The 24,647-nt window shown below is 74.6% G+C and carries 20 protein-coding genes; 14 read left to right on the top strand and 6 right to left on the bottom strand.

All coding sequences use genetic code 11. The annotated features are described in order from the left end of the window. Positions 1 to 2,516: 2,516 nt before the first annotated feature. Positions 2,517 to 3,698: a hypothetical protein gene (locus tag AC559T_RS22360; protein WP_498869992.1), complete on the top strand. Its 1,182-nt coding sequence runs from the start codon at positions 2,517 to 2,519 to the stop codon at positions 3,696 to 3,698. Between the two features lie 126 nt (positions 3,699 to 3,824). On the opposite strand, the gene AC559T_RS22355 is transcribed toward AC559T_RS22360, so the two are convergent. Beyond that, a complete protein-coding gene (locus AC559T_RS22355) occupies positions 3,825 to 5,162 on the bottom strand; it encodes a DUF1015 domain-containing protein (RefSeq protein WP_498869991.1) in 1,338 nt (445 codons plus the stop codon). 334 nt (positions 5,163 to 5,496) lie between these two features. Here AC559T_RS22355 and AC559T_RS22350 point away from each other — a divergent pair, with 334 nt between their 5' ends. Beyond that, positions 5,497 to 5,994, top strand: a complete 498-nt coding sequence (locus AC559T_RS22350) for a tetratricopeptide repeat protein (RefSeq protein WP_498869990.1) — start codon at positions 5,497 to 5,499, stop codon at positions 5,992 to 5,994. Beyond that, positions 5,991 to 7,091 (top strand): HAD-IIA family hydrolase, encoded by a 1,101-nt coding sequence (locus tag AC559T_RS22345; RefSeq protein WP_112106818.1) that lies wholly within the window; start codon positions 5,991 to 5,993, stop codon positions 7,089 to 7,091. Before AC559T_RS22350 ends, AC559T_RS22345 begins: the two co-directional genes overlap by 4 nt. Positions 7,092 to 7,181: 90 nt before the next feature. On the opposite strand, the gene AC559T_RS22340 is transcribed toward AC559T_RS22345, so the two are convergent. Next, the gene (locus AC559T_RS22340; RefSeq protein WP_020459360.1) at positions 7,182 to 7,520 is read right to left on the bottom strand and encodes an SCP2 sterol-binding domain-containing protein; all 339 of its coding nucleotides are present in this window, start codon (positions 7,518 to 7,520) and stop codon (positions 7,182 to 7,184) included. A gap of 205 nt (positions 7,521 to 7,725) precedes the next feature. On the opposite strand from AC559T_RS22340, the gene AC559T_RS22335 reads away from it, so the two are divergent. From AC559T_RS22335 to AC559T_RS22310, 6 genes are all read left to right on the top strand, one after another. Beyond that, the gene (locus tag AC559T_RS22335; protein WP_498869989.1) at positions 7,726 to 8,043 is read left to right on the top strand and encodes a hypothetical protein; all 318 of its coding nucleotides are present in this window, start codon (positions 7,726 to 7,728) and stop codon (positions 8,041 to 8,043) included. Positions 8,044 to 8,060: 17 nt separating this feature from the next. Further along, complete coding sequence (locus AC559T_RS22330; RefSeq protein ID WP_071065393.1) at positions 8,061 to 9,050, top strand: TlyA family RNA methyltransferase; 990 nt, start codon at positions 8,061 to 8,063, stop codon at positions 9,048 to 9,050. Continuing rightward, positions 9,047 to 9,934 (top strand): NAD kinase, encoded by an 888-nt coding sequence (locus tag AC559T_RS22325; RefSeq protein WP_071065392.1) that lies wholly within the window; start codon positions 9,047 to 9,049, stop codon positions 9,932 to 9,934. The genes AC559T_RS22330 and AC559T_RS22325 overlap by 4 nt, the downstream gene beginning before the upstream one ends. 172 nt (positions 9,935 to 10,106) lie before the next feature. Then, positions 10,107 to 11,858 carry a DNA repair protein RecN gene (gene recN, locus AC559T_RS22320; protein WP_071065391.1) on the top strand — a complete coding sequence of 584 codons (1,752 nt, stop codon included), beginning with the start codon at positions 10,107 to 10,109 and terminating at the stop codon, positions 11,856 to 11,858. A gap of 127 nt (positions 11,859 to 11,985) precedes the next feature. Next, positions 11,986 to 13,971 carry a CTP synthase gene (gene pyrG / locus AC559T_RS22315; protein WP_498869988.1) on the top strand — a complete coding sequence of 662 codons (1,986 nt, stop codon included), beginning with the start codon at positions 11,986 to 11,988 and terminating at the stop codon, positions 13,969 to 13,971. Then, positions 13,968 to 14,591 carry an NUDIX domain-containing protein gene (locus AC559T_RS22310; protein WP_071065389.1) on the top strand — a complete coding sequence of 208 codons (624 nt, stop codon included), beginning with the start codon at positions 13,968 to 13,970 and terminating at the stop codon, positions 14,589 to 14,591. The genes pyrG and AC559T_RS22310 overlap by 4 nt, the downstream gene beginning before the upstream one ends. Before the next feature lie 33 nt (positions 14,592 to 14,624). On the opposite strand, the gene AC559T_RS22305 is transcribed toward AC559T_RS22310, so the two are convergent. Both AC559T_RS22305 and AC559T_RS22300 read right to left on the bottom strand, forming a co-directional pair. Beyond that, positions 14,625 to 15,524, bottom strand: coding sequence for a PKD domain-containing protein (locus tag AC559T_RS22305; RefSeq protein ID WP_071065388.1), 900 nt, complete (start codon positions 15,522 to 15,524; stop codon positions 14,625 to 14,627). Positions 15,525 to 15,526: 2 nt separating this feature from the next. Then, positions 15,527 to 16,237, bottom strand: a complete 711-nt coding sequence (locus AC559T_RS22300) for a hypothetical protein (protein ID WP_498869987.1) — start codon at positions 16,235 to 16,237, stop codon at positions 15,527 to 15,529. A gap of 80 nt (positions 16,238 to 16,317) precedes the next feature. Here AC559T_RS22300 and AC559T_RS22295 point away from each other — a divergent pair, with 80 nt between their 5' ends. Further along, a complete protein-coding gene (locus AC559T_RS22295; RefSeq protein ID WP_071065387.1) occupies positions 16,318 to 17,469 on the top strand; it encodes a tyrosine recombinase in 1,152 nt (383 codons plus the stop codon). A gap of 190 nt (positions 17,470 to 17,659) precedes the next feature. Here the strand turns inward: AC559T_RS22295 and AC559T_RS22290 are convergent, their stop codons facing one another. Further along, on the bottom strand, positions 17,660 to 17,878 hold the full coding sequence (locus AC559T_RS22290) for a hypothetical protein (RefSeq protein ID WP_006542192.1): 219 nt from the start codon (positions 17,876 to 17,878) through the stop codon (positions 17,660 to 17,662). Between the two features lie 629 nt (positions 17,879 to 18,507). On the opposite strand from AC559T_RS22290, the gene npdG reads away from it, so the two are divergent. Next, positions 18,508 to 19,191, top strand: a complete 684-nt coding sequence (gene npdG / locus AC559T_RS22285; protein ID WP_020459369.1) for an NADPH-dependent F420 reductase — start codon at positions 18,508 to 18,510, stop codon at positions 19,189 to 19,191. A 15-nt stretch (positions 19,192 to 19,206) separates the two neighbouring features. Beyond that, positions 19,207 to 19,965: a helical backbone metal receptor gene (locus tag AC559T_RS22280; protein WP_235014098.1), complete on the top strand. Its 759-nt coding sequence runs from the start codon at positions 19,207 to 19,209 to the stop codon at positions 19,963 to 19,965. 128 nt (positions 19,966 to 20,093) lie between these two features. Here the strand turns inward: AC559T_RS22280 and panB are convergent, their stop codons facing one another. Next, positions 20,094 to 21,035 carry a 3-methyl-2-oxobutanoate hydroxymethyltransferase gene (panB, locus tag AC559T_RS22275; protein WP_112106822.1) on the bottom strand — a complete coding sequence of 314 codons (942 nt, stop codon included), beginning with the start codon at positions 21,033 to 21,035 and terminating at the stop codon, positions 20,094 to 20,096. Positions 21,036 to 21,629: 594 nt separating this feature from the next. Between panB and AC559T_RS22270 the strand changes: the two genes are divergently transcribed. Together AC559T_RS22270 and thrS are read left to right on the top strand one after the other, a co-directional pair. After that, positions 21,630 to 22,274, top strand: a complete 645-nt coding sequence (locus tag AC559T_RS22270) for a TetR-like C-terminal domain-containing protein (RefSeq protein WP_498869986.1) — start codon at positions 21,630 to 21,632, stop codon at positions 22,272 to 22,274. A 373-nt stretch (positions 22,275 to 22,647) separates the two neighbouring features. Next, a complete protein-coding gene (gene thrS, locus AC559T_RS22265) occupies positions 22,648 to 24,624 on the top strand; it encodes a threonine--tRNA ligase (RefSeq protein ID WP_498869985.1) in 1,977 nt (658 codons plus the stop codon). Positions 24,625 to 24,647: the final 23 nt, after the last annotated feature.

The following is a 24,647-nucleotide window of genomic DNA, read 5'->3' as shown; positions in this document are numbered from 1 at the left end:
CGGCGGAGGCTGCTCCAGGCCCGCTGGCAGGGCTCGGGGAGCGGAGAGTCCCGAACAGAGTCCGCTCGGTGCCCTGGGCGCCTGCCCCTTCGAAGCCCGGAGCCTGAACCCTCGAACGTCGAGCCGCCAACCTTCGAACTTCGGGCCCGGACCTCGGAGGTCAGAGCCCCGAGGTCCGGGGTCCTGAGGTTTGGAGGGCCTGACCCCCACGGCTCGGGACCCTGAGCGCCAAACCAGTCCTCTGCCGGGCCGGACAGAGCAAAGCGTGGCGCCTGAGTGAGTCCATAGACTCATTCACCCGCCACGGTTGTGCTGGACCGGCCGGCGGCTGGAGTCAGACTTGCGAGACCCCGCGTCAGACCCCGATGGCCGGCGAGGTCCGCGGGCGCCGGCCGGGCGGCGGACGTCGGTCGCGCGCAGAATCAGATCCACCTGGGGAGGCCGCGTTCCGGCGCCCCGGAACGAAGGGAATGCTGTCGGTTATGCCGAACGACGAGTCGACGAGGTCCCAACCGCCGTCCAGGGCCGGCCGTGCTGCCACCGGCGGTGGCGGTGCGCGGCGCACCGAGGGCCGCCGTGACGCGCCGGGTGCCCGGCGTGGGCCGTCCTCGTCCGGCTCGTCCGGGCGGGATGCCGGTGGCGATGCACGGCGCTCCGGTCGGGTCACCAGAGGCGATGCGGGCCGGACGGGGTTCGTCCGGCGTGCGGACGGTGGGCGAGGCCCCGCGCCGGCTGGCGCCTCGGCGGCGGGGGCTGGTGGTCGTGGTGCCCCCGCACGGCAGGGCACCGGGCGCGCCGGCGGTCCGTCCCGGCAGGGAGGTCCCGGCCAGGGCGCCGGACGTCCGAAGGCCGCCTGGCGTCCCGCTGGCACAGGCCAGGGGCGTGGTGGCGCTGGCGGTTCCGGTGGACCCGGCGGCGAGCGGTGGGGTCGTCCCGCCTCGTCGCGTGAGGGTGGTCCGCGCGAAGCGAGCGGCGGGCGGCCTGCTGGAGACCGTTGGTCCGGAGGTGCGGGCCGGCCGGGAGCGCACGGTCGGCCGGAAGGGCAGGGCCGGTCCGAGGGGGGCCGGCCGGCCCGCCGCTGGGAGGGCTCCGGCCGGAGCACGCCGGCCTCGGATTCGCGGGGCCGGCAGTGGTCGGGGAGCCCGTCCCGCGAGGCGGGAGACCGCCCCAGGCAGAGTGACAGGCCGCCCTATGACGCGGCCCGCGGCACCACACCCCGTCACGACGGCCCTCGTCACGACGGCCCCCGACACGAGGGGTCCCGCCATGACGGCCCTCGTCACGATGGGCCTCGGCATGACGGGCCCCGCCACGGCGGAGGTCGTGACGAGCGTGGCCGCGGTGATGCTCGGCGGGATGGCGGCGGCTGGGCCGGCGGCGGCTCTCGAGCCGGTTCGTCACCCGACCGCGGTGGACAGCGCAGCTACGGAGACGGCGGTGGACGACCGTCCGGTGGACGACCGACGTCGGGCCAGACGGCGCGAGGCTCCTCCGGGCGTCCATACGGTGCCGGGCGGCCGGTCGGCGGTGGGCGTGACGGTTCCGCGGGCCCCGGGAACGGCGGTTCGGGCGAGAACCGGTTCGAGCGGCGCTCACGGGAGCAGGGCTCGGGCCAGTGGCGACCTTCCTCGGGGGACGCGGCGACACGGGGCGCGGCAGGTCCGCGTAGTGGGATTCGACGTGACGGCCCGGGCAGGTCCGACGGGACGGCGGCCGGCCGCGGCCCGGGTGTCGACCGGCGTCCCCCGTCGGCCGGGTCGCGGCCCTGGCAAAGCGGTGCGACCGGCGATGCCCGGACCTCCAACGGCTCCGGGTACGACCGTGGTCACCGGTCTGATCGCGCCTCCGGACCTGATCGTGGTTACCGGCCCGATCGCGGCGCCGGGTCCGACCGTGGTTACCGGTCTGATCGTGGCGCCGGGTCCGATCGCGGTGACAGCCGTCGGAGTGGCCCGCCCAGTGGGGGCTCGTCCGCACGGCCCTACACGCGGCCGACGCACCGTGAGCAGCCCGCGTCCGGCACGGACCGGGTAGATCGGGCGGAGCGCACGGACCGACCGGACGCTCCGGGCACCGGTGCGGATCGGGCCCGTCCCGACCAGACCCGCTCCTATGAGGCCCGTGCGGGCCAGGGCCGCCCGGACGTGGGCCGCTCCGGTCAGGGCCGCGCGGACACGGGACGTCCGTATCAGGCACGTACGTACCAGGAACGGCCGGATCGGCCGGCTCGGCCGGATCGATCCGGTGGGAGCCGGTTCGACGCGAACCGTGCCGGCGCAGGGGGCTCCTACGCGGGTCGCCGTGGTCCGGACACCCGCTCGGGATCGAGCGGGGGACCTCGGGCCGGCCGTGGCGGGGTGAGTGGCGGGCCCAGCCGTTCGGGCCCCGGTACGCGTCCGGCCGGCGGAGCCGGGGGTCGATCCTCCGCGGGGCCGGCCGGCCGGCCGAACAGGGACGACGTCACGGCGCGCCGCAGGCCGCCCGCACCTGCGCTGCCGGACGAGGCCAAGGCCGAGTTGCTTGATCGCGACATTCGCCGTGACCTGCGCAGCGTGCCCGCGCCGCTGGCCGAGACGATCGCCCGGCACCTCGTCGCGACCGCGCTGCTCGTCGACACCGACCCGGTGCAGGCGCTGGCTCACGCGCGTGCCGCGGCGGCCCGGCTGCCCAGGATGGCCGCGGTGCGGGAGGCCGTGGGAGTCGCGGCCTACCACGCCGGCGAGTTCGCCTCCGCGCTGCTGGAGCTGCGCGCGGCCCGCCGCATCGACGGCTCGTCCCACAACCTCCCGCTGATGGCTGACGCCGAACGTGGCCTCGGTCGGCCCGAACGCGCGATCGACTACCTCTCGGACCCGGGTGTCGCGGCGCTGGACGCCGCCGGCCGGGCCGAGCTCCTGATCGTCGTGTCCGGTGCCCGGCGCGACATGGGTCAGCCGGAGGCGGCCGCGGTGCTGCTGCGCGACGAGGTGACCGCCAGAACGGAGCCGAAGCCGTGGACGCCCCGTCTCTGGTACGCCTACGCCGAGGCGCTGCTGGCGGCCGGTCGCACGATGGAGGCGCTGCGCTGGTTCACAGCCACGGCCGGCATCGACGAGGACACGACCGACGCGGCCGAGCGCGTCTACGAGCTCACCATCGATGACGAGACCGATGACGAGACCGAGATCGACAACGAGGACGGCGGCGCCGAGGACGACGGGCCGGAGAGCGATCGGCTCGAGGACGAGCTGCTCGGTGACGAGCGACTCGAAGACGACGGGCCCGCCGCCGGGACCCACGACGGCGCGGCCGTAGACGAACCGGACCCTGACGGCCTGATCGCCTCCGGCACAGGTGCGGCCGTTGACGCCGTGGCAGATGACGCCGCGCTGGCCGACGCCGACGCCGACGATGCCGGTGACGCGGACGCGGAAGCTGAGGCCGCCGACCATGGCGACACGGGTGGTGCCAGTGACGCCGGGGCAGCGGTCGATGTGACCGTCGACGGCGAGCCGGCGGCACCGGTCGAGCAGCCGGCGCCGGCGGAGCCCGCCGCGGCCGTGGAGCCCATCGAGGTCGGCTTCTCCGCGGCCGAGGACACGAGCGCGGTGCCTGCCGCGGAGGTGACCGCCGACACCCCGCCGATTCCAGAGATCATTTTCTCGGACGCCCCGGGCGGTGCGGACCAGGCCGGAGCGCACCGGACATCCGAGGACTGACCCCGGAGCACCGCCACTCTCTCGGGCGCTCGAACTGCTGAGCGCCCGAGAGAGACCGGGCGTTCGAGCACCCGAGCCCCTCGAAAGCCCGAAGGACAGGCGCCAAGGACAGGCGCCTGAGCGGAGTCAGTCCAACGGGCGTATCAGCAGGCCGGTGCGTGGCTTCGGGGTGAACAGGGTCGACTTCCGGGGCATCCGCTCCGCGGCCCCGGCGACGGCGGTCACGTCGGCGACCGGGGTCGGGTTGAGTAGCAGCGCGACACCGCCGGTGGCGCGTGCGGCGGCGAGCGCGGCGGGGGCGTCGTGGTAGTAGTCGACGACGCCGGCCCTGTCCTCCAGGCCCCACACGTTCGTGATCAGCGCCAGGTGTGCGACGGTCACGTCGAGGCCGCGGAACGCCGCCGACCGGTCGGCGGGCAGCGCGCGAGCGAGGAGATCGGCGGCGGGCGCCGTCAGCAGATAGGCGTCCGAGTCGTCGCTGATCACGAAGGCGTGGCCGTCGTGGCCCGCCTTGGCGAGCTCGTCGAGCAGCGCCGCGGGGTCGACCGGTGCGCCGGCGCCAGCGCCGGCGGCCTCGGTCAGCCGGCGGACGGTGAAGGCGCCCTCGGCCCGCGCTACGGCGTCGGCGAGGGTGAGTCCCAGCACGGCGCGGTGGATCGCGTGCACCTGCGGGCCGTTGGCGGTCGCGTCCACCAGGAAGGTGAGCCCGAAGTCCCAGGCGCCGGCACCGTCGCCCGCGGCGTGCCGTTCCGCCTGGTAATGGCGGTATGTGGCGTACCGGTGGTGGCCGTCGGCGATGACCGCGCGGCGGGGGAGGAGATCCGCCGCGATGGTCTCCAGCTGGGCGGGGTCGTCGATCGCCCAGATCCGGTGGGTCACCCCGTCGTCGGTGTGGGCGTCCACGATCGGCGGGGTGGTCACCGCGGCGGCGACGACCTGGCTGGCCGGGCCGCCGCCGTCGTAGAGCAGGAAGATCGGTTCCAGGTTCGCGGCGGTCGCCCGAGTCAGCGCGAGCCGGTCGGAGACCGGGCCGGCCATGGTGTTCTCGTGGGGCAGGACGATGCCCGCGTCCGGGTCGGCCAGGGCGAGGGCGCCGACGAGTCCGCGCTGGAGGTGGCCGTCCTGCTCCTGCTCGTAGACGTAGAGCGCGGGGGCCTCGTCCCGGGCGAGGATCCCGGCGTCCAGCCATTCCCGCAGGGTGCGCGCCGCCCGGTCGTACCGGCTGTCCGGCTCGCCGGGGGACTCGGCGGGGGAGAGGTCCCGCGGCAGGATCAGCCGGACGACGTTGTGCTCCGCGGCCGCCTCGAGGGCGGTGCGGCCGTCCTCGTCGATGACGTCGTAGGGCGGGGAGGTCAGCGCGGCGAGATCCGGGCCGGCGGCGGTGAACCGCGCCGCGCGGAACGGCGCGAGGACGAGCCCGGCTGGAACGGGCACGGCGGCGTCAGGGGCAACCATGAGGCGCATCGTAGGTGCTGGGGCTGCCCGGTCGCCCCCGCCTGCCGGCCAGGTCACGCCGCGGAAGACAGGCCGTTATTCCGATGTTGAGGCATGTGGACGCCGCTTGCGGCGAAACTGGATGGGAGGGTGGGACGCCTCCACCCCACCTGGGTCGCCGAGGACGTCGGCCGGGGGGCCGGCCGGATGACGGCCGGTCGCCGGTGCCGGTCATGGGCGGTGCCGGTCGGGCTTCGGCCGCGACCGGTGACTGCCCGGCGCGGCCCGGTGCGGCGTCCCGGCGGTGCTGATGCCGCCGCCGCGGTGGCCACGGCCGTGGCGGTCCGGACGACGTGGAGGTGCCATGACGGAGGAATTCGGCGTTCCGAACGGCAACGGCAACGGCAAGGGCAACGCTGACGGCAATGGCAATGGCGTCGGCGGCGGCGGTAGTGGCGGTGAGCGGCGGCAGGCCGAGTCGGTCCGCTCACCGGCCGGCGAGGTCTACGACTGGTACACCCGCGGGATGGCGCTGCTCGGGCACGGTGACGCGAACGCGGCGGTGCAGCTCCTCGCGCATGCCGTCGCGGCGGAGCCGGCGTCCCCGAGTGTGCGGGAGGCGCTGGGCCGGGCGCAGTTCGAGGCCGGGCAGTACGACGACGCCCTGCGGACCTTCGCCTGGATCGTCGACCGCCATCCGACCGACGACTACGCCCAGTTCGGCCTCGGGATGGCCGCGCGCCGCACCGGCGACCTGCGCTCCGCCGTCGAGCATCTTGCGCTCGCGGTGGCGATGCGGCCCGATCTGGCGCACTACGGGGTCGCCCTGCGCGGGGCGCGGGCCGCTCTGAACCGCGCGTGACGGTCCCCCGAGAGGCGGCGGGCACGGCGCGGTCCGTGCTCGCCGGCATGAGCCGTCCACTGGCGGCGATGTTCGACGTCGCGCTGATGGATCTCGACGGGGTGGTGAACCGCGGCGAGCGGGCTGTGCCGCACGCCGCGGCGGCCATCGAGGCCGCGGGCCGGCAGGGGATGCGCACCGTCTACGTGACGAACAACGCGCTGCGGACCCCGGAGACCGTCGCCGCGCGGCTGACGGGTTTCGGCGTGCCAGCCGAACCGTCGGAGGTCGTCACCTCGGCGCAGGCGGCGGCGCACGTGCTCGCCGAACGGCTACCGGCCGGGGCGGTGGTCCTGGTCGCCGGAGGTGTCGGGCTCCGGGAGGCGGTGCGCGCGGAGGGCCTGGTCCCGACCGGGTCGGCCGCGGACGAGCCGGCCGCCGTGGTCCAGGGCTTCGATCCGGAGATCAACTATGCCCGGCTGGCCGAGGCGGTGCTGGCGATCCGGGCGGGGGCGTGGTGGGTCGCGAGCAACACCGACCTGACGGTGCCGACGGAGCGTGGCCTGGCGCCCGGTAACGGGGCGCTGGTGGCCTTCGTCCGGGCCGCGACGGGCGCGGAGCCAGAGGTGACCGGGAAACCGGAGTTCGCGATGCACGCGGAGTCGGTGCGGCGCAGCGGCGCGTGTGATCCGATCATCGTCGGCGACCGGCTGGACACCGACATCGAGGCGGGTTTCCGCGCCGGCACGCCGACTCTGCTGGTGTTCACCGGTGTCACCGGGCCCGCGGAGCTGCTCGGCGCGCCCGCGCGGCACCGGCCGACCTTCCTCGCCGCCGACCTGCGCGGGCTGCTGCGTCCCCAGCCCGCCGCGCTCGCCCGGGACGGCTCATCCCGGTGCGGCGGGTGGACGTGCGACCTGAACGGCGGCACCCTGCGCTGGCACCAGGCCGACCCCGGGAGCGACGGGCTGGACGCCGGGCCGGACGACGGGCTGGACGCGCTGCGGGCCGCGTGCGCGCTGGTCTGGGCGGCAGCGGACGAGGGCCGTCCGGTCGAGGCCCTGGCCACTGATCGGCCGCCGGGCTGCGAGGACCTGCGCGCGCCGGCCGCGCGCTGACGACGTCCCGGCGACCCGCGGGCCCGGTCGGGACAGGAGCCCATCAGAAGCAGGGCCCAGCCGGAGCCGGCCCAGCCGGAGCCGGCACGGTCAGAGCAGGGAGCGGACCCGCAGGAGGTCGCGGACGCTCGCGTCGACCTTGAGCCGGCCGCTGGCCCACGCCGTCGTCACCGAAAGGGTGCCGTCGGTCACGGCGAGCAGGTCGTCGCTGCTCAGGGTGAGGGTGATCTGGGCCCCCGGCAGCTCGCCCTCGCCGATGTCGCGCAGGCAGCCGTCGCGGAGCTGGCCGGAGAACGTGGTCCGCAGGTCCGGGATCCGGCACACGATCACCCGGTCCGGGGTACGCGGCGGCCGGCGCTCGCGTGTGAGCTCGTCGAGCCGGTCGGCGAGGGCTCGCAGTGCTGCCTCGCACTGCAGTCTGTCCGCCATGCTGGACGGTCACCTCCTGCGCCCGCAGCACCCGTCGTCCGTGCCGTAATGGATCCTCCGGGTACGGCGGATCCGGCCGTCAGCGACACTAGCGTGTGCGTGCCGCCCCCGGCGGGACGCCGGCGGATGTGAGGGCAGCCACGTGCCCGCCAGGTGATGCCGCGGCCGGGCGCGGACGCCCCCCGGAATGCGAGAGGCTGGTTCGGTGAACACCGACGAACTGTCCGCCGAGCTGAGCGCGGCGCTCGCGCGGCTCGCCACGCTCCCCGGTCGGCCGGCCGCCGAGCACCTGGAGGCGTTCGAGGACGTGCACCGGCTGCTGGAGGAATCGTTGGAGGATCTCGCGGGCGGCTCGTCGCGCGGCCCGGGCGCGGCGCCGTCGCCCGGTCCGACCGCCGGCCCGGATCCCGGGCCGCGCGCTGCTCCGGGCCCCGGTCCGCGTCCCGGCTCGGGCCCTGCTCCGGGTGCCGGTCCGCGTCCTGCTCCGGGCCCCGGCCCGGGCGGCGCCCGGGCACCTCGGTGAGACGGGCGGGATCACCGGTGGCCCGCAGGATCCGTCTGGACGCGGAGCTTGTCCGTCGCCGGCTCGTCTCCTCCCGGGAACGGGCGGTCGAGGCGATCGCCGCGGGCCGCGTGCGGGTCGGCGGCGTCACCGCGACGAAGCCGGCGACGGTCGTCGACGGGGCGACGTCGATCGTGCTCGCCGTGGACGACGACCCCGGCTATGCCTCCCGGGGAGCGCACAAGCTGGTCGGCGCGTTCGAGGCGTTCGGCGTCCCGGCGCCCGGGACGCCCGGCCTGTCTGGCGGGCCCGGCCAGCCTGATGTGCCGGCTCGGCCTGGTTCGCCCGCGGCGGTGGCGGGGCCGCCGGCGCTCGTGGTCGCCGGGCGGCGGTGCCTCGACGCCGGTGCGTCGACCGGCGGGTTCACCGACGTGCTCCTCAGGTACGGCGCGGCGCGGGTCGTGGCCGTCGACGTCGGATACGGGCAGCTTGTCTGGCGGTTGCGCTCCGATCCGCGGGTGCGCGTGCTGGACCGGACGAACGTCCGCAACCTCACGCCCGAGCAGGTCGGCGAGCCGGTGGAGCTGGTCGTGGGCGACCTCTCGTTCATCTCGCTGGTCCTGGTGCTGCCCGCGCTGCGCGCGTGCGCCGCGCCGGACGCCGACTTCGTCCTGCTGGTCAAGCCGCAGTTCGAGGTGGGCCGGGAGCTTCTCGGCTCCGGTGGTGTGGTCCGTGATGTGGCCCTGCACGCCCGGGCGGTGCGCACCGTCGTGACCGCTGCCGAGGGGCTCGGGCTGGGGGCGCGCGGCGTGGCGGCCAGCCCGCTGCCGGGACCCGCCGGCAACGTCGAGTACCTCGCCTGGCTGCGCGCGGACGTCCGCCCGACCTCCGGCGAGGTCGAGGCGATGATCACCGCTGCGATCGAGGCGGGGCCCGCGAGCACGGCGGCCCCCGCCCCAGCGCCGCCGCCGTCGTCCCAGGACGCCGGCCAGGACGCCCGAGCCGACGGCGAAAGGACCGGCCGATGACCCGCGAGGTACTCGTCGTCAGCCACCCGCGCCGTTCCGTTGTACGGGAGAGCGCGCAGCGCGTGCTGGAGATGCTCGTGGCCGCCGGTGTCTCCCCGCGGGTCCTGCGGGACGAGGCCGAGCTGCTCGACCTGTCGGCGCCGAACGTGGTCACGGGGGACACCGACGCCGCGGTCGGCGCCGAGCTGGTGCTCGTGCTCGGTGGTGACGGCAGCCTGCTGCGCGGCGCCGAGTTCGCCCGCTCGGCGGACATCCCGCTGCTCGGGGTCAACCTCGGGCACGTGGGCTTCCTGGCCGAGGCGGAGCCCGACGCGCTGGAGGCCACCGTCGAGCACGTCGTCCGCAAGGAGTACTCGGTCGAGGAGCGGATGACCGTCGACGTGACGGTGCGCCACCGTGGCGAGCTCATCTACACCGGCTGGGCGCTCAACGAGATGTCGCTGGAGAAGGCCGGGCGGGCCCGGATGCTCGAGTGTGTCCTGGAGATCGACGGGCGGCCGCTGTCGCGCTGGGGCTGTGACGGCGTGATCTGCTCGACGCCGACCGGGTCGACCGCGTACGCGTTCTCGGCGGGCGGCCCGGTGATGTGGCCGGGGGTGGAGTCGCTGCTGGTGGTGCCGATCAGCGCGCACGCGCTGTTCGCCCGGCCGCTGGTGCTCACCCCGACGTCGACCGTGGCCATCGAGGTGCTGCCGGACGTCCCGGCGGTGCTCTACTGCGACGGGCGGCGACTGGTCGACGTCCCCGAGCTGTCGCGGGTGGAGGTGGTGCGGGGCCGGCGCCCGGTGCGGCTGGCGGTAATCAGGCCACGTCCGTTCACCGATCGGCTGGTGGCCAAGTTCGACCTGCCGGTGGTGGGGTGGCGCGGCCGCTCGGGGCGCTGAGCCGGCCGGGCTGCCGGGGTTTCGGCCCGCTGAGCTGGGAGGACGCGGCGGGCGGAGAAGTGGCGGGGCGAGCGGGGCCGGCGTGGTGACGTGACCGGAATCGGTGGCACGGCTCCGATCTCCCCGATTTCCGGGTGCCGTCCGTGGTGGGGGTGACGCTAGAGTTCGGGGCGTGCTCGAGGAGATTCGCATCCGTGGCCTCGGGGTCATCGATGACGCCGTCCTCGACCTGGCGCCGGGGCTGACGGTGGTCAGCGGCGAGACCGGCGCCGGCAAGACCATGATCGTGCAGGGGCTCGGCCTGCTGACCGGGGGCCGCGCCGACTACGCGCTGGTCTCCCCGCTGGCCGGGCGTGCCTTCGTCGAGGCCCGGCTCGTCGTGCCGGCCGACTCCGGGCTCGCCAAGCGTGTCCGCGAGCTCGACGGCGACGTCGACGAGGACGTCATCATCATGGGCCGCACGCTGAGCGCCGAGGGCCGCTCGCGGGCCCAGCTCGCGGGGCGTTCGGTGCCCGCGAGTGTCCTCGCGGAGATCACCGAGAACGTGATCGCCGTGCACGGGCAGTCCGAGGCGCAGCGGCTGCGCCGTCCCGCGACCCAGCGCGACGCGCTCGACCGGTTCGCCGGCGCCTCCGTCGCCGAGCCGCTCGTCCGGTACGGGCAGGTGTACGCGCGGCTGGCGAAGGTCCGCGCCCGGCTGGCCGACATCACCGGGCGGTCGCGGGAGCGGGCGCAGGAGGCGGAGCTGCTCCGGCTCGGCCTGGCCGACGTCGAACGGGTCGCGCCGCAGCCCGGCGAGGATGTCGCGCTCGACGCGGAGCTGCGCCGGCTGGAACATTCCGAGACCCTGCTGCGGGTGGCGCGTTCGGCGCACGGCGCGCTGGTCAGCGACCCCGCGACCGGTGAGGACGTCCCCGCCGCCGCCGAGCTGGTCGGCTCCGCCCGCCGGATCGTGGCCGGCGACGCCGCGCTCGACCCGGCACTGGAGGAACTGGCGGGCCGGTTGACGGAGCTGTCGAGCCTGCTGACCGACGTGGCCGCCGACCTGGCCTCCTACGCCGCCGGGGTGGAGTCCGACCCGGAGCGGCTCGCTCAGGCGCAGGAACGCAAGGCGGCGCTGACCGCACTGGCCCGCGCGCACGGCACGGACGTCGACGGCGTGCTGCGGTGGGCCGACACCGCCGGGCGTCGCCTGCTCGAGCTCGACGCCGACGGCGACCAGACGGGCGCGCTGGCCGCCGAGCGCGCCGAGCTGACCGCGGAGCTCGCCGGCCTGGCCGAGCGGATCAGCGCGGCGCGCTCCGCCGCCGCCGAGCGGTTCGGCGCGGCGGTCGCCGCCGAGCTGGCCGGCCTCGCCATGCCGCGGGCCCGGGTGGAGGCGGCGGTCGGGCACCGCGACGACCCGAACGGTCTGCCTGTCGGCGGCCGGACGCTGGCCTACGGGCCGAGCGGGATCGACGACGTCGAGCTTCGCCTGGTTCCGCACCCGGGCGCGCCGGCCCGGCCGGTCGAGAAGGGCGCCTCGGGCGGCGAGCTCTCCCGGGTGATGCTGGCGATCGAGGTGGTGCTCGCGGCGGCCGACGCCGGGGCGACGATGGTCTTCGACGAGGTCGACGCCGGAGTGGGCGGGCGCGCCGCGGTCGAGATCGGCCGCCGCCTCGCCCGGCTCGCCCGCACCCACCAGGTCATCTGCATCACCCATCTGCCGCAGGTCGCCGCGTTCGCCGACCGGCACCTGGTCGTGCGCAAGGCCGATGACGGTTCGGTGACCCGCAGCGGCGTGGTGGCGCTCGACGGCCCCGGGCGGGTCCGGGAGCTGTCGCGGATGCTGGCCGGCCAGGAGGAGAGCTCGCTGGCCCGCGGCCACGCCGAGGAGCTGCTCGCCGCCGCCGCCGCCGACAAGGCCGCCCTCGCCCAGCCGTGACCGCCCGGCCCCGGCGAGCCGGGTGGCCGGCGGCGGGGCGGGGCGTTGGCCTGCTCGGCACGGTGTTACCGTGAAGACCCGTGGAGGCGCCGGGGCCGGACCGGCGGCGTGACCACGGGGGTTCCGCGTGGCGCAGGCGCATGTGACCAAGCACGTGTTCGTGACGGGAGGTGTGGCGTCCAGTCTCGGTAAGGGACTGACGGCGTCCAGCCTCGGCCGTCTACTCAAGGCCCGCGGTCTGCGGGTCACGATGCAGAAGCTCGACCCGTATCTGAACGTTGATCCGGGAACGATGAACCCGTTCCAGCACGGCGAGGTGTTCGTCACCAATGACGGCGCCGAGACCGACCTGGACATCGGGCACTACGAACGCTTCCTCGACGTCGACCTCGACGGCAGCGCGAACGTGACCACCGGGCAGGTGTACTCGGCGGTCATCGCCCGCGAGCGGCGCGGCGGGTACCTCGGTGAGACGGTGCAGGTCGTCCCGCACATCACCGACGAGATCAAGGGCCGGATCCGCCGGCTGGCCACCGATTCGGTGGACGTGGTGATCACCGAGGTGGGTGGCACCGTCGGCGACATCGAGTCGCTGCCCTACCTGGAGGCGATCCGCCAGGTCCGGCACGAGGTCGGCCGGGACAACGCGCTGACGGTGCACGTCAGCCTCGTCCCGTACCTCGCGCCGTCGGGTGAGCTGAAGACCAAGCCGACCCAGCACTCGGTCGCGGCGCTGCGCAGCATCGGCCTGCAGCCGGACGCGGTGGTCTGCCGCTCCGACCGGCCGCTGCCCGACGCGCTCAAGCGCAAGATCGCCATGATGTGCGACGTCGACGACGAGGCGGTCGTCGGCGCACCGGACGCCGGCTCGATCTACGACATCCCGAAGGTGCTGCACAAGGAGGGCCTCGACGCCTACGTCGTGCGCCGGCTCGGCCTCAGCTTCCGGGACGTCGACTGGACGGAGTGGGACACCCTGCTCCGCCGGGTGCACCATCCCTCGAACACCGCCACGGTGGCGATCGTCGGCAAGTACGTCGACCTGCCCGACGCCTACCTGTCGGTGACCGAGGCGCTGCGCGCCGGCGCGTTCGCCGTCGACGCCCGCGCGGACATCCGCTGGATCGGGTCGGACGAGTTCACCTCGCCCGCCGCCGCCGCGCACGCGCTGGAAGGCGTGGACGGGATCATCGTTCCGGGCGGGTTCGGGATCCGCGGCATCGAGGGCAAGATCGAGGTGCTGCGGCACGCCCGCGAGCATGGCATTCCCACGCTGGGGATCTGCCTGGGCCTGCAGTGCATGGTGATCGAGGCCGGCCGTTCGCTGGCCGGGCTGGCCGGGTCGAACTCCACCGAGTTCGACCCGGAGACCGCCAACCCGGTGATCTCCACGATGGCCGACCAGCACGACGTGGTCGCCGGCAAGCGGGACATGGGCGGCACGATGCGGCTCGGCCTGTACCCGTGCGCGCTGGGCGCGGGGACCGTCGCCCGCCGGGAGTACGGCGAGCCGGAGGTGCTCGAGCGCCACCGGCACCGCTACGAGGTCAACAACTCCTACCGGGAGCGGCTGACTGCCGCCGGGCTGGTGTTCTCCGGCACCTCGCCGGACGGCCGCCTGGTCGAGGTCGTCGAGCTGCCGGCCGACGTCCACCCGTTCTACGTGGGGACGCAGGCGCACCCGGAGTTCCGGTCGCGGCCGACGCGCGCGCACCCGCTGTTCCGCGGGCTCGCCGCCGCCGCCGTGGCCCACGCCGACCGGCGCCGGGGCCGGCTGCCCGTCGACATCCCGGACGGTGGCGTCGGGGGCGGCGGCGTCGCGGGTGGCGGGCCCGCCGATGGTGACATGATCGGGTCGGGTGACGGTGACGGTGACGCGGCCGGTGCGCGGGCGGGCAACGGTGCCCGGTCGGCCGGTGGGCGGGCCCGCCGGGGCCGTGCGGAGCAGAGCGTGGCGACCGGCGCCAGCACGACCGCCGGCACGACCGCCGGTGCCAGCGGTGCCGCGGGTACCGGTGGTGCCGGTGGTGCCGTGGGTGCCGCATTGCCCGGTGGGTCCACGGGGCCGGCCGCGGCGGCCGGTGTGAGCGACGGAGAGCTGGTTTCCCCATGAGCGGTGCCGTGCACACCTACGAGGTGGCGGACAGCTCCGTCGCCTACCGCGGGCGGGTCATCGCCGTTCGCCGTGACATGGTGCGGATGCCCGACGGTGACACGTCCCAGCGGGACGTGGTGGTGCACCCGGGCGCGGTCGGCGTCGTCGCCCTGGACGACCAGGAGCGGGTGGTGATGGTCCGCCAGTACCGGCACCCGGTGGGCGGCCAGCTGTGGGAGCTGCCCGCGGGCATCCTCGACGTCCCCGGCGAGCCGGCGTCCGTCGCGGCCGCACGGGAGCTCGCCGAGGAGGCGGGCCTGCGGCCGGGCCGTCTCGACCTGCTCGTCGACGTCTACGCCTCGCCGGGGATGACCGACGAGGCCTTCCGGCTGTTCCTGGCCCGTGACCTGGTGGAGATCCCGGCGGCCGAGCGGCATGTCGGCGTCCACGAGGAGGCCGAGATGGACATCACCCGCGTCGACCTGTCGGAGGCGGTGGACCGGGTGATGCGTGGCGAGATCACCAACGGGATGGCGGTGATCGGCCTGCTGGCGACCTACCGCGCCCGGGTGGACGGGTACGAGCGGTTGCGCCCGCTGGGCTCGGAATGGTCGGCCCGGCCCGCCGCGAGCGGCTGATCGGCGCCCGTCGACAGTACCGGTGTACGGGGCTCAGTCGTTGTCGACGAGCACGCCGCCGGCCTCCTCGATGGTGATTGGCTCGGCCGCGGCGAGGACGACGTCCGCCAGCGGGAACGCCTGCGCCACCCCGGGCACGGTGAAGAAGCCGTCCCAGGTCACGGTGAGGGTCACCTGGTAGGTGCCCGGGCGGTGGTAGGCGTGGGCGACGTAGGCGTCCGGGTGGTCGCGGGGGGAGATCGCCGGGTCGTAGGGGCGGCCGGGCGCGTCCGGGCCGGTCTCGCCGTCGCCGAAGTCCCAGACGTAGTGCGGGTTCGCGCTGATCGTGGCCAGGACGGGTTCGGCGACGTCGAAGGTGAACGCGTCGGGCACCGCCGTGTGCATGATCGTCGGTAGGTTCGCGAAGCTGTTCCCGACCGGCTGGATCACTACGTCCGGGGTGGGCAGCAGCTCCTCGCGCAGGTAGTCGGCGAGCTGCGCGGCGATGTCGGCGACGGCGATGCCGTCGGGGTCGTAGAGCACCGGGCCGCAGTTCGCGACGAGCGCGTCGTACTCGGCGCGTTCCGCCGCGGTCATCTCCGGGGCGGGGCCGACGCCGGTCAGCAGCGCGCACAGCGCGTCCGGGTCGGGCGGACAGTCGTCGCCACAGCCGCCGCCACCACCCCCGCCGGTGGCGCCGCCGAGCGGTACCCGCTCGAGGTACCCGCCGCGGTAGCGGTACTGGTAGCCGTTGTCCGTGGCCCGGGTGTCGCAGCTGCCCCACCGCGCTCCGGTGCACGGGACCTGCGCCGCCGTCTCCGGACCGGGCACGGGGGCGGCCCAGGCGGGAGATCCCGGCGCGGACAGCGGGCCGGGACCGGCTCCGCCGAGGGCGAGCAGCGCGGCCGCGACCAGTGCGGCGAGGGCGGCCAGGTGGCCGCGGCGGTGACTCACGGCTACCCCGCGGCGTAGGTGATGGTCTGGACGCGCCAGCCGGGGCCGGTCAGCGCGAGGCGGGCCGTCGCGGTGCGGGTGGGCACGGCCGGTTCCGTGCCGGCGTCGCGGCCCGCCGGGTCGAGCAGGTGGACCTGTCGGGTCGTGGCGGTGAAGCGAACGTCGACGACGGTGCCGGTGCGTTCGCCGGCGGCCAGCCCGGTGATCTCGTAGGGCTCCTGGGCCGCGCGCAGCCCGAGCTGGTCGAGGCGGCGGGTCATGCCGACGTCCAGGGCGCAGGTCTGGCAGCCCGGCAGCGCGGTCGCCGAGACGTCGGCGACCCGCCCGCCGCGGGCGGCGGCGTTGATCTCGCGGTAGTAGGCCTCGACGACCCGGCCGGCCGCGGCGGGGGAGTCGTCGGACGGGTCGGCCGCACCGCCGGCGGTGGTGGTCGGTGCCGAGGTGCCGGTGGCCGCCGCGGTGCCCGGGCTGCCGGCGGGGCCGGGGCTCACCGGGCCGCCGACCGTGGCGGAGCCGGGACGTGCGGGCGGCGGTGCCCCACCCGAGGGGCCCGCGCCTCCGCAGCCGGTGAGGACCGAGCCCGCCAGGAGCGAGGCCGCGCAGACCGAGGCCGCGCGGGCCGATCCGGCGCGAACCGGGCCGGCTATCGAGGTGGTGGCGATGGTGTACCCCCGACGTGCGGCGAAACGTGACAATACAATGCCCGTCCGCACAAGCTGTCACGATAGACGCTCGACGGCGCCGTGGGACGGGCAACGGTGAACCGTCGCAGCCACGTCCTAATATCAGTTCGATGATGACCACGGTGGAAGGCGGCGACGCCCGCCGGGGTGGGCCGCCGGGCGATCCGGCCGGCCCGGTCCAGGTCATCGAGCGTTACCTGGACCACGTCGACGGCGAGCGCGGGCTGGCCCGGAACTCGGTGCTGGCCTACCGCCGTGACCTGCGCCGCTACCGCGAGCACCTGGCGGCCGGCGGGATCACCTCGCTGGCGGCGGTGGGGGAGGCGCAGATCGCGGAGTTCGCCGCCGCCCTGCGGGAGGGCGACGAGACCCATCCGCCGCTCGCCCCGGCGTCGGTGGCCCGGATGCTGGTCGCGGTCCGGTCGCTGCACCGGTTCGCCGCGCAGGAGGGCGACGTCAGCGAGGACGTGGCCCGTCCGGTCCGGCCGCCGGTGCCGCCCAGGCGGCTGCCGCGGGCGCTCACCGTCGACCAGGTGAGCGCGGTCATCGCCGCCGCGGTGGCCGGCGGCCCGGAGTACGCGGAGGTCTCCGGCGGCGACCCGGCGGAGCTGGCCCGGCGGCTGCGCTCCGCGGCCCTGCTCGAACTGCTCTACGGGACGGGCGCGCGGATCTCCGAGGCCGTCGGGCTGGACCTGGACGATCTCGACCTGGACCGGTCCGCGGTGCGGCTGCGGGGCAAGGGCGGGCGGGACAGGGTCGTCCCGCTCGGCCGGTACGCGGTGACCGCGCTGGAACGCTACCTGCGGCGCGGACGGCCGCATCTGGTCACCGAGTGTTCGGGGGCGGCGGTCTTCGTCTCGCGCCGGGGGAACCGGCTGTCCCGGCAGAGCGCGTGGTCGGCGCTGCGCGCGGCGGCGAACGCGGCCGGCGTTCCCGGGGCGTCGCCGCACGTGCTGCGGCACTCGTTCGCGACCCACCTGCTCGACGGCGGCGCGGATGTCCGGGTGGTGCAGGAGCTGCTGGGGCATGCCTCGGTCAGCACGACCCAGATCTACACGCTGGTCACGATGGACCATCTGCGTGAGGTGTACGCGTCGTCCCACCCGCGGGCCCTGCGACGCCCGCCCGGGTTCGGGTATCCGTCCGCGCCGGGCACGGGCGGCGCGGTGCCGGGCCCCGACCTGGCCGCGGCGGACGCCGGCCTGGTGGCACCCGGTGCGGACCAGGTCTTTCCTCCGCGCCCTGCCGCCGGCACCCCGTGACGGGCACCCCGTTGTCGGGTGCCCTCTGAGTTGTCGGGTGCCCTTTGAACGGTCGGCCGCCCATGGGTGACCGACGCGCGCGACGATGACCCCGGGCGACCCGTGAGGTCGACCGGCCTGCTTCCGGACCGGCCTGCTGCCAGAGCGTCCCTGTTCAGGACGGCCTTCGTTCGGGACGGTGCGAGCCGTTTCAGGACGGCGTGTACGGCCCCAGGCTCGGCATTCCGTTGGAGGGCGCGGGCGAGGGGACGCCGCCGACCCCGCCCACCGACTGGTTGCTGCGCTCGGCGAGGGTCTCGCCCACCTTGCGCGCGATCGCTTCCATCAGGCGCAGTGCCTGCGGCAGCGACAGGTTCAGCACCACTTCGCTGTCGTTCGTCATCGCGAAGCGAACCGACACGTCCGCCATTGCTCGACCTCTCTCGCCTGACTCGTAAGATCTGCCTGCCGAAGATCTGCTTGTTACGTGTGATTGGGAACGGTACGGCCCATCTGGGACGAACGCACGTCCGGGGCTCCCCGAAGCGTACGGATCCTCACGTTGCGTCAGGTCGTCGGTGCTCCGCGTCGTGGTCAGAGTTCGATGAAGATCCGCCACTCGTGCTGCTCCTTCGCCGATCGCGATGCTCCGCCGGAGGCGTCGGTGCCGCCTGCCCGAGCCGGGGATCAGTCCAGCTCACATCAATGATCACGATCGTAGCTACCCCGTTGTTTCTTCATAGTCCCCTATCGGGTGGGTGGCCCCGCGAGGGGGTGGGGGTAAATGTCCTTCCGCCGACCGTTGTGTGCCCCTGTGTGCTGCGTGGGGCCTTCGTGGTATCTGACGGTCGAGGTCACCGGCAACCCTCGGGTGGGGAACCCCTCATGCCGATACCGCGTGCTCCCCGGCCCGCCCACCGCCTCTCCCTGGTAACCCGCCTCTCCCTGGCAGCCCACCGCGGGCCGGCGCTCGTCGGGTCGCGAACCCCGAACTGGGAGCGGAGTCACAGGGTGTGACGGTGGTCGGCACGTGGAGCGGGTTTCGGGCAGGATGGCCTGGTGAGCTCAGCATCGACGCCTCTTCCGGACGTCTCCTCGCTCGTGATCGGCATCCTCGGCGGTTCGGGGCCGCAGGGCGGCGGGCTCGCCGTCCGCTTCGCGATGGCGGGTCACCAGGTCCTCGTCGGGTCGCGCTCGGCCGAGCGCGGCCGGGAGGCGGCCGCGAAGCTGGCCGCGTCCGGGCGGAACATCTCCGGCGGCGACAACGCCGACGTCGCCGAGCGGGCCGACGTCGTGATCGTCGCCGTCCCGTGGGAGGGGCACGGCGAGCTGCTGGCCGACCTGCGCAAGCAGCTGGCCGGCAAGATCGTGATCGACTGCGTGAACCCGATGGGCTTCGACAAGGGTGGCGCGTTCGCGCTGCCCGTCGCCGAGGGCAGCGCCGCGCAGCAGGCCGCCGCCGTGCTGGCGGACAGCACCGTCGTCGGCGCCTTCCACCACGTGTCGGCCGTCCTGCTCATGGACGAGTCCGTCGAGTCGATCGACACCGACATCCTGGTCATCGGCGACGACCGCTCCGCGACCGACACGGTGATCGCGCTGGCGAACCGGATCACCGGGATGCGCGGCATCTACGCCGGCAAGCTGCGCAACGCCGGCCAGGTCGAGGCGCTCACCGCCAACCTCATCTCGGTCAACCGCCGCTACAAGGCGCACGCCGGCCTGCGCGTCACCGACGTCTGAGCGGGCGTCCACCCCGTGCCGGTCGACGATCTGGGTGAGCGGGTGGACGTCCCCGCTGTGGTCCGGCGCGTGGTCTCCCTGGTGCCGAGCCTGACCGAGTCCGTCGCGGCGACGGCGCCCGGCCTGCTGGTGGGGGCCACCGACTGGTGCTCCCGGCCGGCGGACCTGGCCGTGACGCGGGTGCGCGGCACGAAGAACCCGGACATCGCGGCGATCGTGGCGCTGGCGCCGGACGTCGTCTGCGCCAACGCCGAGGAGAACCGGCAGCCGGACCTGGACGCGCTGCGGGCGGCCGGGCTCGCCGTCTGGGTGACGGCGCCGACCACCGTGCCCGCGGCCCTGCGCAGCCTCGACCGCCTGCTGCGCCTGGCCTGCCTGCTGCCCCGTCCCAGCTGGCTGGAGACGGCGGAGCGGGTCTGGGCGGCGCCGAGCGACGGCCCGCGCCGGCGCGCCGTCGTCCCGATCTGGCGCCGGCCGTGGATGGCGCTCGGCCGCGACACGTTCGCCGGTGACCTGCTGGCCCGGCTCGGGGTCGACAACGCCCTCGCCGGGGCGGACGAGCGCTACCCGCGGGTGGATCTCGACACGCTGCCCGCACATGATCTCGTGGTGCTGCCCGACGAGCCGTACGCGTTCAGCCCGTCGGACGGGCCGGAGGCGTTCGTCGCGCCCGCGGTGTGCGTCTCCGGTCGGCTCCTCACCTGGTACGGGCCGTCGCTGGTCGAGGCCCGCGCGGAGCTGTCCACCGCGCTCGCCGCGGCCCCCCGGCCCTAACGGCGAACACCGGGACGGCGGGACGGCGGCGGCCGACGAACGTCGCGGGACAGCGGGATGGACGGCGGGCGGCGGGACGAACGGCGGGGCGGTGGGCCCCGGGTGCGGGCCCGCCGCCCCGCCGGAGGTCAGTAGCTGTGCTCGACAGTCGGGTAGAGGCCGCTCGACACCTCGTCACGGAACGCGGCCGCGGCGTCGGTGAGCGCCGTGCGCAGGTCGGCGAACCGCTTGACGAAGCGGGGCGCCTGGCCGCCGGTCAGGCCGGCCATGTCCTGCCAGACGAGGACCTGCGCGTCGCAGTCGGCGCCGGCGCCGATCCCCACCGTGGAGATCAGCAGCTCCTTGGTCACCCGGGCGGCCAGGTCGGCGGGGACGACCTCCAGCACGACGGCGAACGCGCCCGCCTCCTGCAGGCCCAGCGCGTCGGCGAGCAGGACCTCACCGGCGCCGTCGCGGCCCTGTACCCGGTAGCCGCCGAAGGCGTGGACGCTCTGCGGGGTCAGGCCGAGGTGGCCCATCACCGGGATGCCGGCGGCCACCAGCGCCTCGACCTGGGGCAGCACCCGCGCGCCGCCCTCGAGCTTGACCGCGTGTGCCCCGCCCTCCTTGAGGAAGCGGGTCGCGGTCGTCAGCGCCTGCTCGGGGCTCGCCTGGTAGGAGCCGAACGGCAGGTCGGCGATGACCATCGCGTGTGGCGCGCCGCGCACCACCGCGCGGACCAGCGGGACCAGCTCGTCCACGGTGATCGGGACGGTGGTCTCGTAGCCGTAGACGGTGTTTGCCGCGGAGTCCCCGACGAGGAGGACCGGGATGCCGGCCTCGTCGAAGATCCCGGCGGTGATCACGTCGTAGGCGGTGAGCATGGCCCACCGCTGGCCGCGGTCCTTGGCCGCGCGGATGTCGCGGACTGTGGTCCGGCTGTGGCTGGCGGGCCGGATGGTGGTCGGTGTGGCGGGCGCCTGGCCACCGGTTCGGGGCGTGGTCGGCGCGCCGTAGAGCGTCGCCGCCGGCTCCGTTCCGGGCGTGGCGGGGCCGCTGGATGAGCGGGGCTTGCCGATCGATGAAGTCATGCGATCTCCCGGTGATCCGTCCGGGCGCGGGATCGCGTCCCGGCGTGCCCCCATGCTGCCACCGATCCGCCTTCGCGCGGAGCCCTGCCGTGGGGCACCGGCCCGAGGGGGACATCGCGGCCCACGGGGTGGGGCCGGGCTGTCACCCTCGCGTGCCCTCCCTGGGCCCGGCGGCGGCGCATGCCGAGTGTGTCCGGATGGTCTCCATTGTTTGTGTGGAGTGTCGGAGCTGGTGTGTTGACCTGCGGTGGCGCATCATGCACAGGCGCGCTGCAATCGCAAACGGATGCGTGTGGCATCGCGCGGACGTACTGTCCGATCTTGTGAGCCGCGGGCGGGGAAACGTGCCGGCACAGTGTGCCCGGAGTCACCGGGTGCCCGGGTCGCCATGCCCGGGGCCACGGGTGCCCCGGGCCGCTGGGTGCCCAGGGGCACCGGGCGGGCAGACCCGACTGGGACGGTCCACGGTCCACGGTCCGTGGGTGGCGTGACGAAGGCGCGGGTGGCGTAGGGCATGCGGATGGAGTAGGGCATGCGGATGGACCAGTACGGCGACCGGCCTGGGCCGCCACCACCGTCGGGCCGGGCGGTCTGATGGCCGTCACACACGTGCGCGGGGCGGCGCCCGGGGGCCGGCCGGCGCCCGCGCCCTCAGGGGTGGTGCGTCCGCCGGGGCGTCCGCGGGACACCCGCTGCGACACCGCGATCATCCAGGCGACGCTGACCGAGCTGGCCACCAGCGGGTTCGGTGGGCTGTCGATGGAGGCGGTCGCGGCCGCGGCCGGGGTGGGCAAGGGCACCGTCTACCGGCGCTGGCCGACGAAGGGTGCCCTGGTCGCCGACGCGCTGGCGACGCTGGCGGAACCCTACGAGCCGCACGACACCGGCTCGCTGCGCGACGACCTCGTCGCCGCGCTCAACTCGGTGCGCCGGCACAGCATCCAGACGCTGTCGGGGCGGATCATGCCGCGCCTGCTGGCGGAGAAGGAGACCCACCCGGAGTTGTTCGAGACCTACCGCCAGCAGGTGATCGTCCCGTCGCGGGAGCGGGTGGCAAGCGTTCTGCGGCGCGGGGTGGCCGACGGTGAGCTCCTGGCCGACCTGGACATCGACCTGGTGACGGACATGCTCGTCGGCCCGGTCTCCTACCGCCAGTACACCAGCGGGAGCCACGAGGTCAGCGGCACCCGGATCGGCCAGATCGTGGACACCGTCCTGGGTGGTATCCGCCTCTGCTGACCGGTCCCCGCCCACCGGCGGCAGCCGTCCGCCCACCGGGTGGTCGCCGGCCCGCCTGCCCGGTGGACGCCGGTCCGCGTGCCCGGCGAGGGCCGATGTGTCACTGTGCGTGTAATTCCGTTGGGGTGCCCGGAGCACGCGAGTAGCATCGGCGGTCGGGACGACCTGGCGACCGCACGACCTGGCAACCGCACGACCTGGCACGCATCGCGGCCACGCGCCCGGTACCGGCGGTTCGAGGCCGGCACGCGGCCCAGCCGGCCCGACAACCAGAGAACCCGAGATTCGCAGATCCCCGAGAACCAGCCGATCCGTGATCAGGGGCGGTCACAGGCACGCCCCGGTCGTTCGTCCAACGCAGCAGGAGAAACCGGTGTCCGACGTCCGCGTAACCGTCCAGCGAGGTCAGCAGGCCGAGGAGCGGGTGGTGCGGACGGGGACTACGGCCGCCGAGCTCTTCGACGGGGAGCGGTCGGTGATCGCGGCCCGCGTGGGTGGTCTCCAGCGTGACCTCTCCCATCCGCTCGCCGCCGGTGACGTCGTCGAGCCGATCACCGTCGACTCGCCGGACGGGCGGGCCATCGTCCGCCACTCCTGCGCCCACGTGGTGGCACAGGCGGTGCAGGACCTGTTCCCCAAGGCCCGGCTCGGCATCGGCCCGCCGATCCAGGACGGCTTCTACTACGACTTCGACGTCGAGCGCCCGTTCACCCCGGAGGACCTCAAGGCCGTCGAGAAGCGCGCCCAGGAGATCATCAAGGCCGGTCAGCGCTTCGCCCGGCGGGTCGTCTCCGAGGACGAGGCGCGCGCCGAGCTCGCCGACGAGCCGTACAAGATCGAGCTGATCGGGCTGAAGTCCAGCGCGGGCGACGACGCCGAGGCCGGGGTCGAGGTGGGCGAGGGCGAGCTCACCATCTACGACAACCTCGACCCGAAGTCCGGCGAGCTGTGCTGGAAGGACCTGTGCCGCGGGCCGCACGTGCCCACCACCCGGCACATCCCCGCGTTCGCGGTCCAGCGCTCGGCGGCGGCGTACTGGCGGGGCAGCGAGCACAACCCGCAGCTGCAGCGCATCTACGGCACCGCCTGGGAGTCCCGCGACGCGCTCAAGGCCTACCAGCACCGGCTGGCCGAGGCGGAGAAGCGCGACCACCGCCGGCTGGGCGCCGAGCTCGACCTGTTCTCGTTCCCGACCGAGATCGGGCCCGGCCTGGCCGTGTTCCACCCCAAGGGCGGCGCGATCCGCACCGTGATGGAGGACTACTCGCGGCGCCGGCACATCGAGGCCGGGTACGAGTTCGTCAACACCCCGCACATCACCAAGTCGGATCTCTACGAGATCTCCGGGCACCTCGACTGGTTCGCCGACGGCATGTACCCGCCCATGCAGCTCGACGGTGGGGCGGACTACTACCTCAAGCCGATGAACTGCCCGATGCACATCCTGATCTTCCGGTCGCGCGGCCGGTCGTACCGGGAGCTGCCGCTGCGGCTGTTCGAGTTCGGCACCGTCTACCGGTACGAGAAGTCCGGGGTCGTGCACGGCCTGACCCGGGTCCGCGGCCTCACCCAGGACGACGCGCACCTGTTCTGCGCCCGCGAGCAGCTGCCCACCGAGCTCGACACCGTCCTGAAGTTCGTGCTCGGCCTGCTGCGCGACTACGGCCTGGAGGACTTCTACCTCGAGCTGTCGACCCGTCCGCCGGGCAAGGCGATCGGCAGCGACGAGGAGTGGGAGGAGGCGACCGAGCTGCTGCGCGAGGCCGCCTCCAAGCAGGACCTCGAGCTCGTCATGGACGAGGGCGGCGGCGCGTTCTACGGGCCGAAGATCTCCGTGCAGGCCCGGGACGCGATCGGGCGCACCTGGCAGCTGTCCACCATCCAGGTCGACTTCCAGCTCCCGCAGCGCTTCGACATGACCTACCAGGCGGCGGACGGCACCCGCCAGCGCCCGTTCATGATCCACCGGGCGCTGTTCGGGACGATCGAGCGGTTCTTCGCGATCCTGCTGGAGCACTACGCCGGCGCGCTGCCGCCGTGGCTGGCTCCCGTGCAGGTGGTGGGCATCCCGATCACCGACGAGCACGTGCCGTATCTGACCGACGTGGCGGCGAAGCTGCGGCAGCGGGGCATCCGCGTCGAGGTCGACTCCTCCGACGACCGGATGCAGAAGAAGATCCGCACCGCCCAGAAGCAGAAGGTGCCCTTCATGCTGCTCGCCGGCGACGAGGACGTCGCCAAGGGCGCGGTGTCCTTCCGCTTCCGGGACGGCACGCAGCGCAACGGCGTGCCGGTGGGCGAGGCCGTCGCGGAGATCCTCGACGCCGTCGAGCGTCGTATCCAGGTCTGAGCACGGCCCACCCCGCCCGCGGT

Origin of the sequence: Frankia sp. Hr75.2 (assembly GCF_949319125.1) — a bacterium.
GTDB lineage: Bacteria > Actinomycetota > Actinomycetes > Frankiales > Frankiaceae > Parafrankia > Parafrankia soli.
This window is presented reverse-complemented; position numbering and strand designations above follow the sequence as displayed.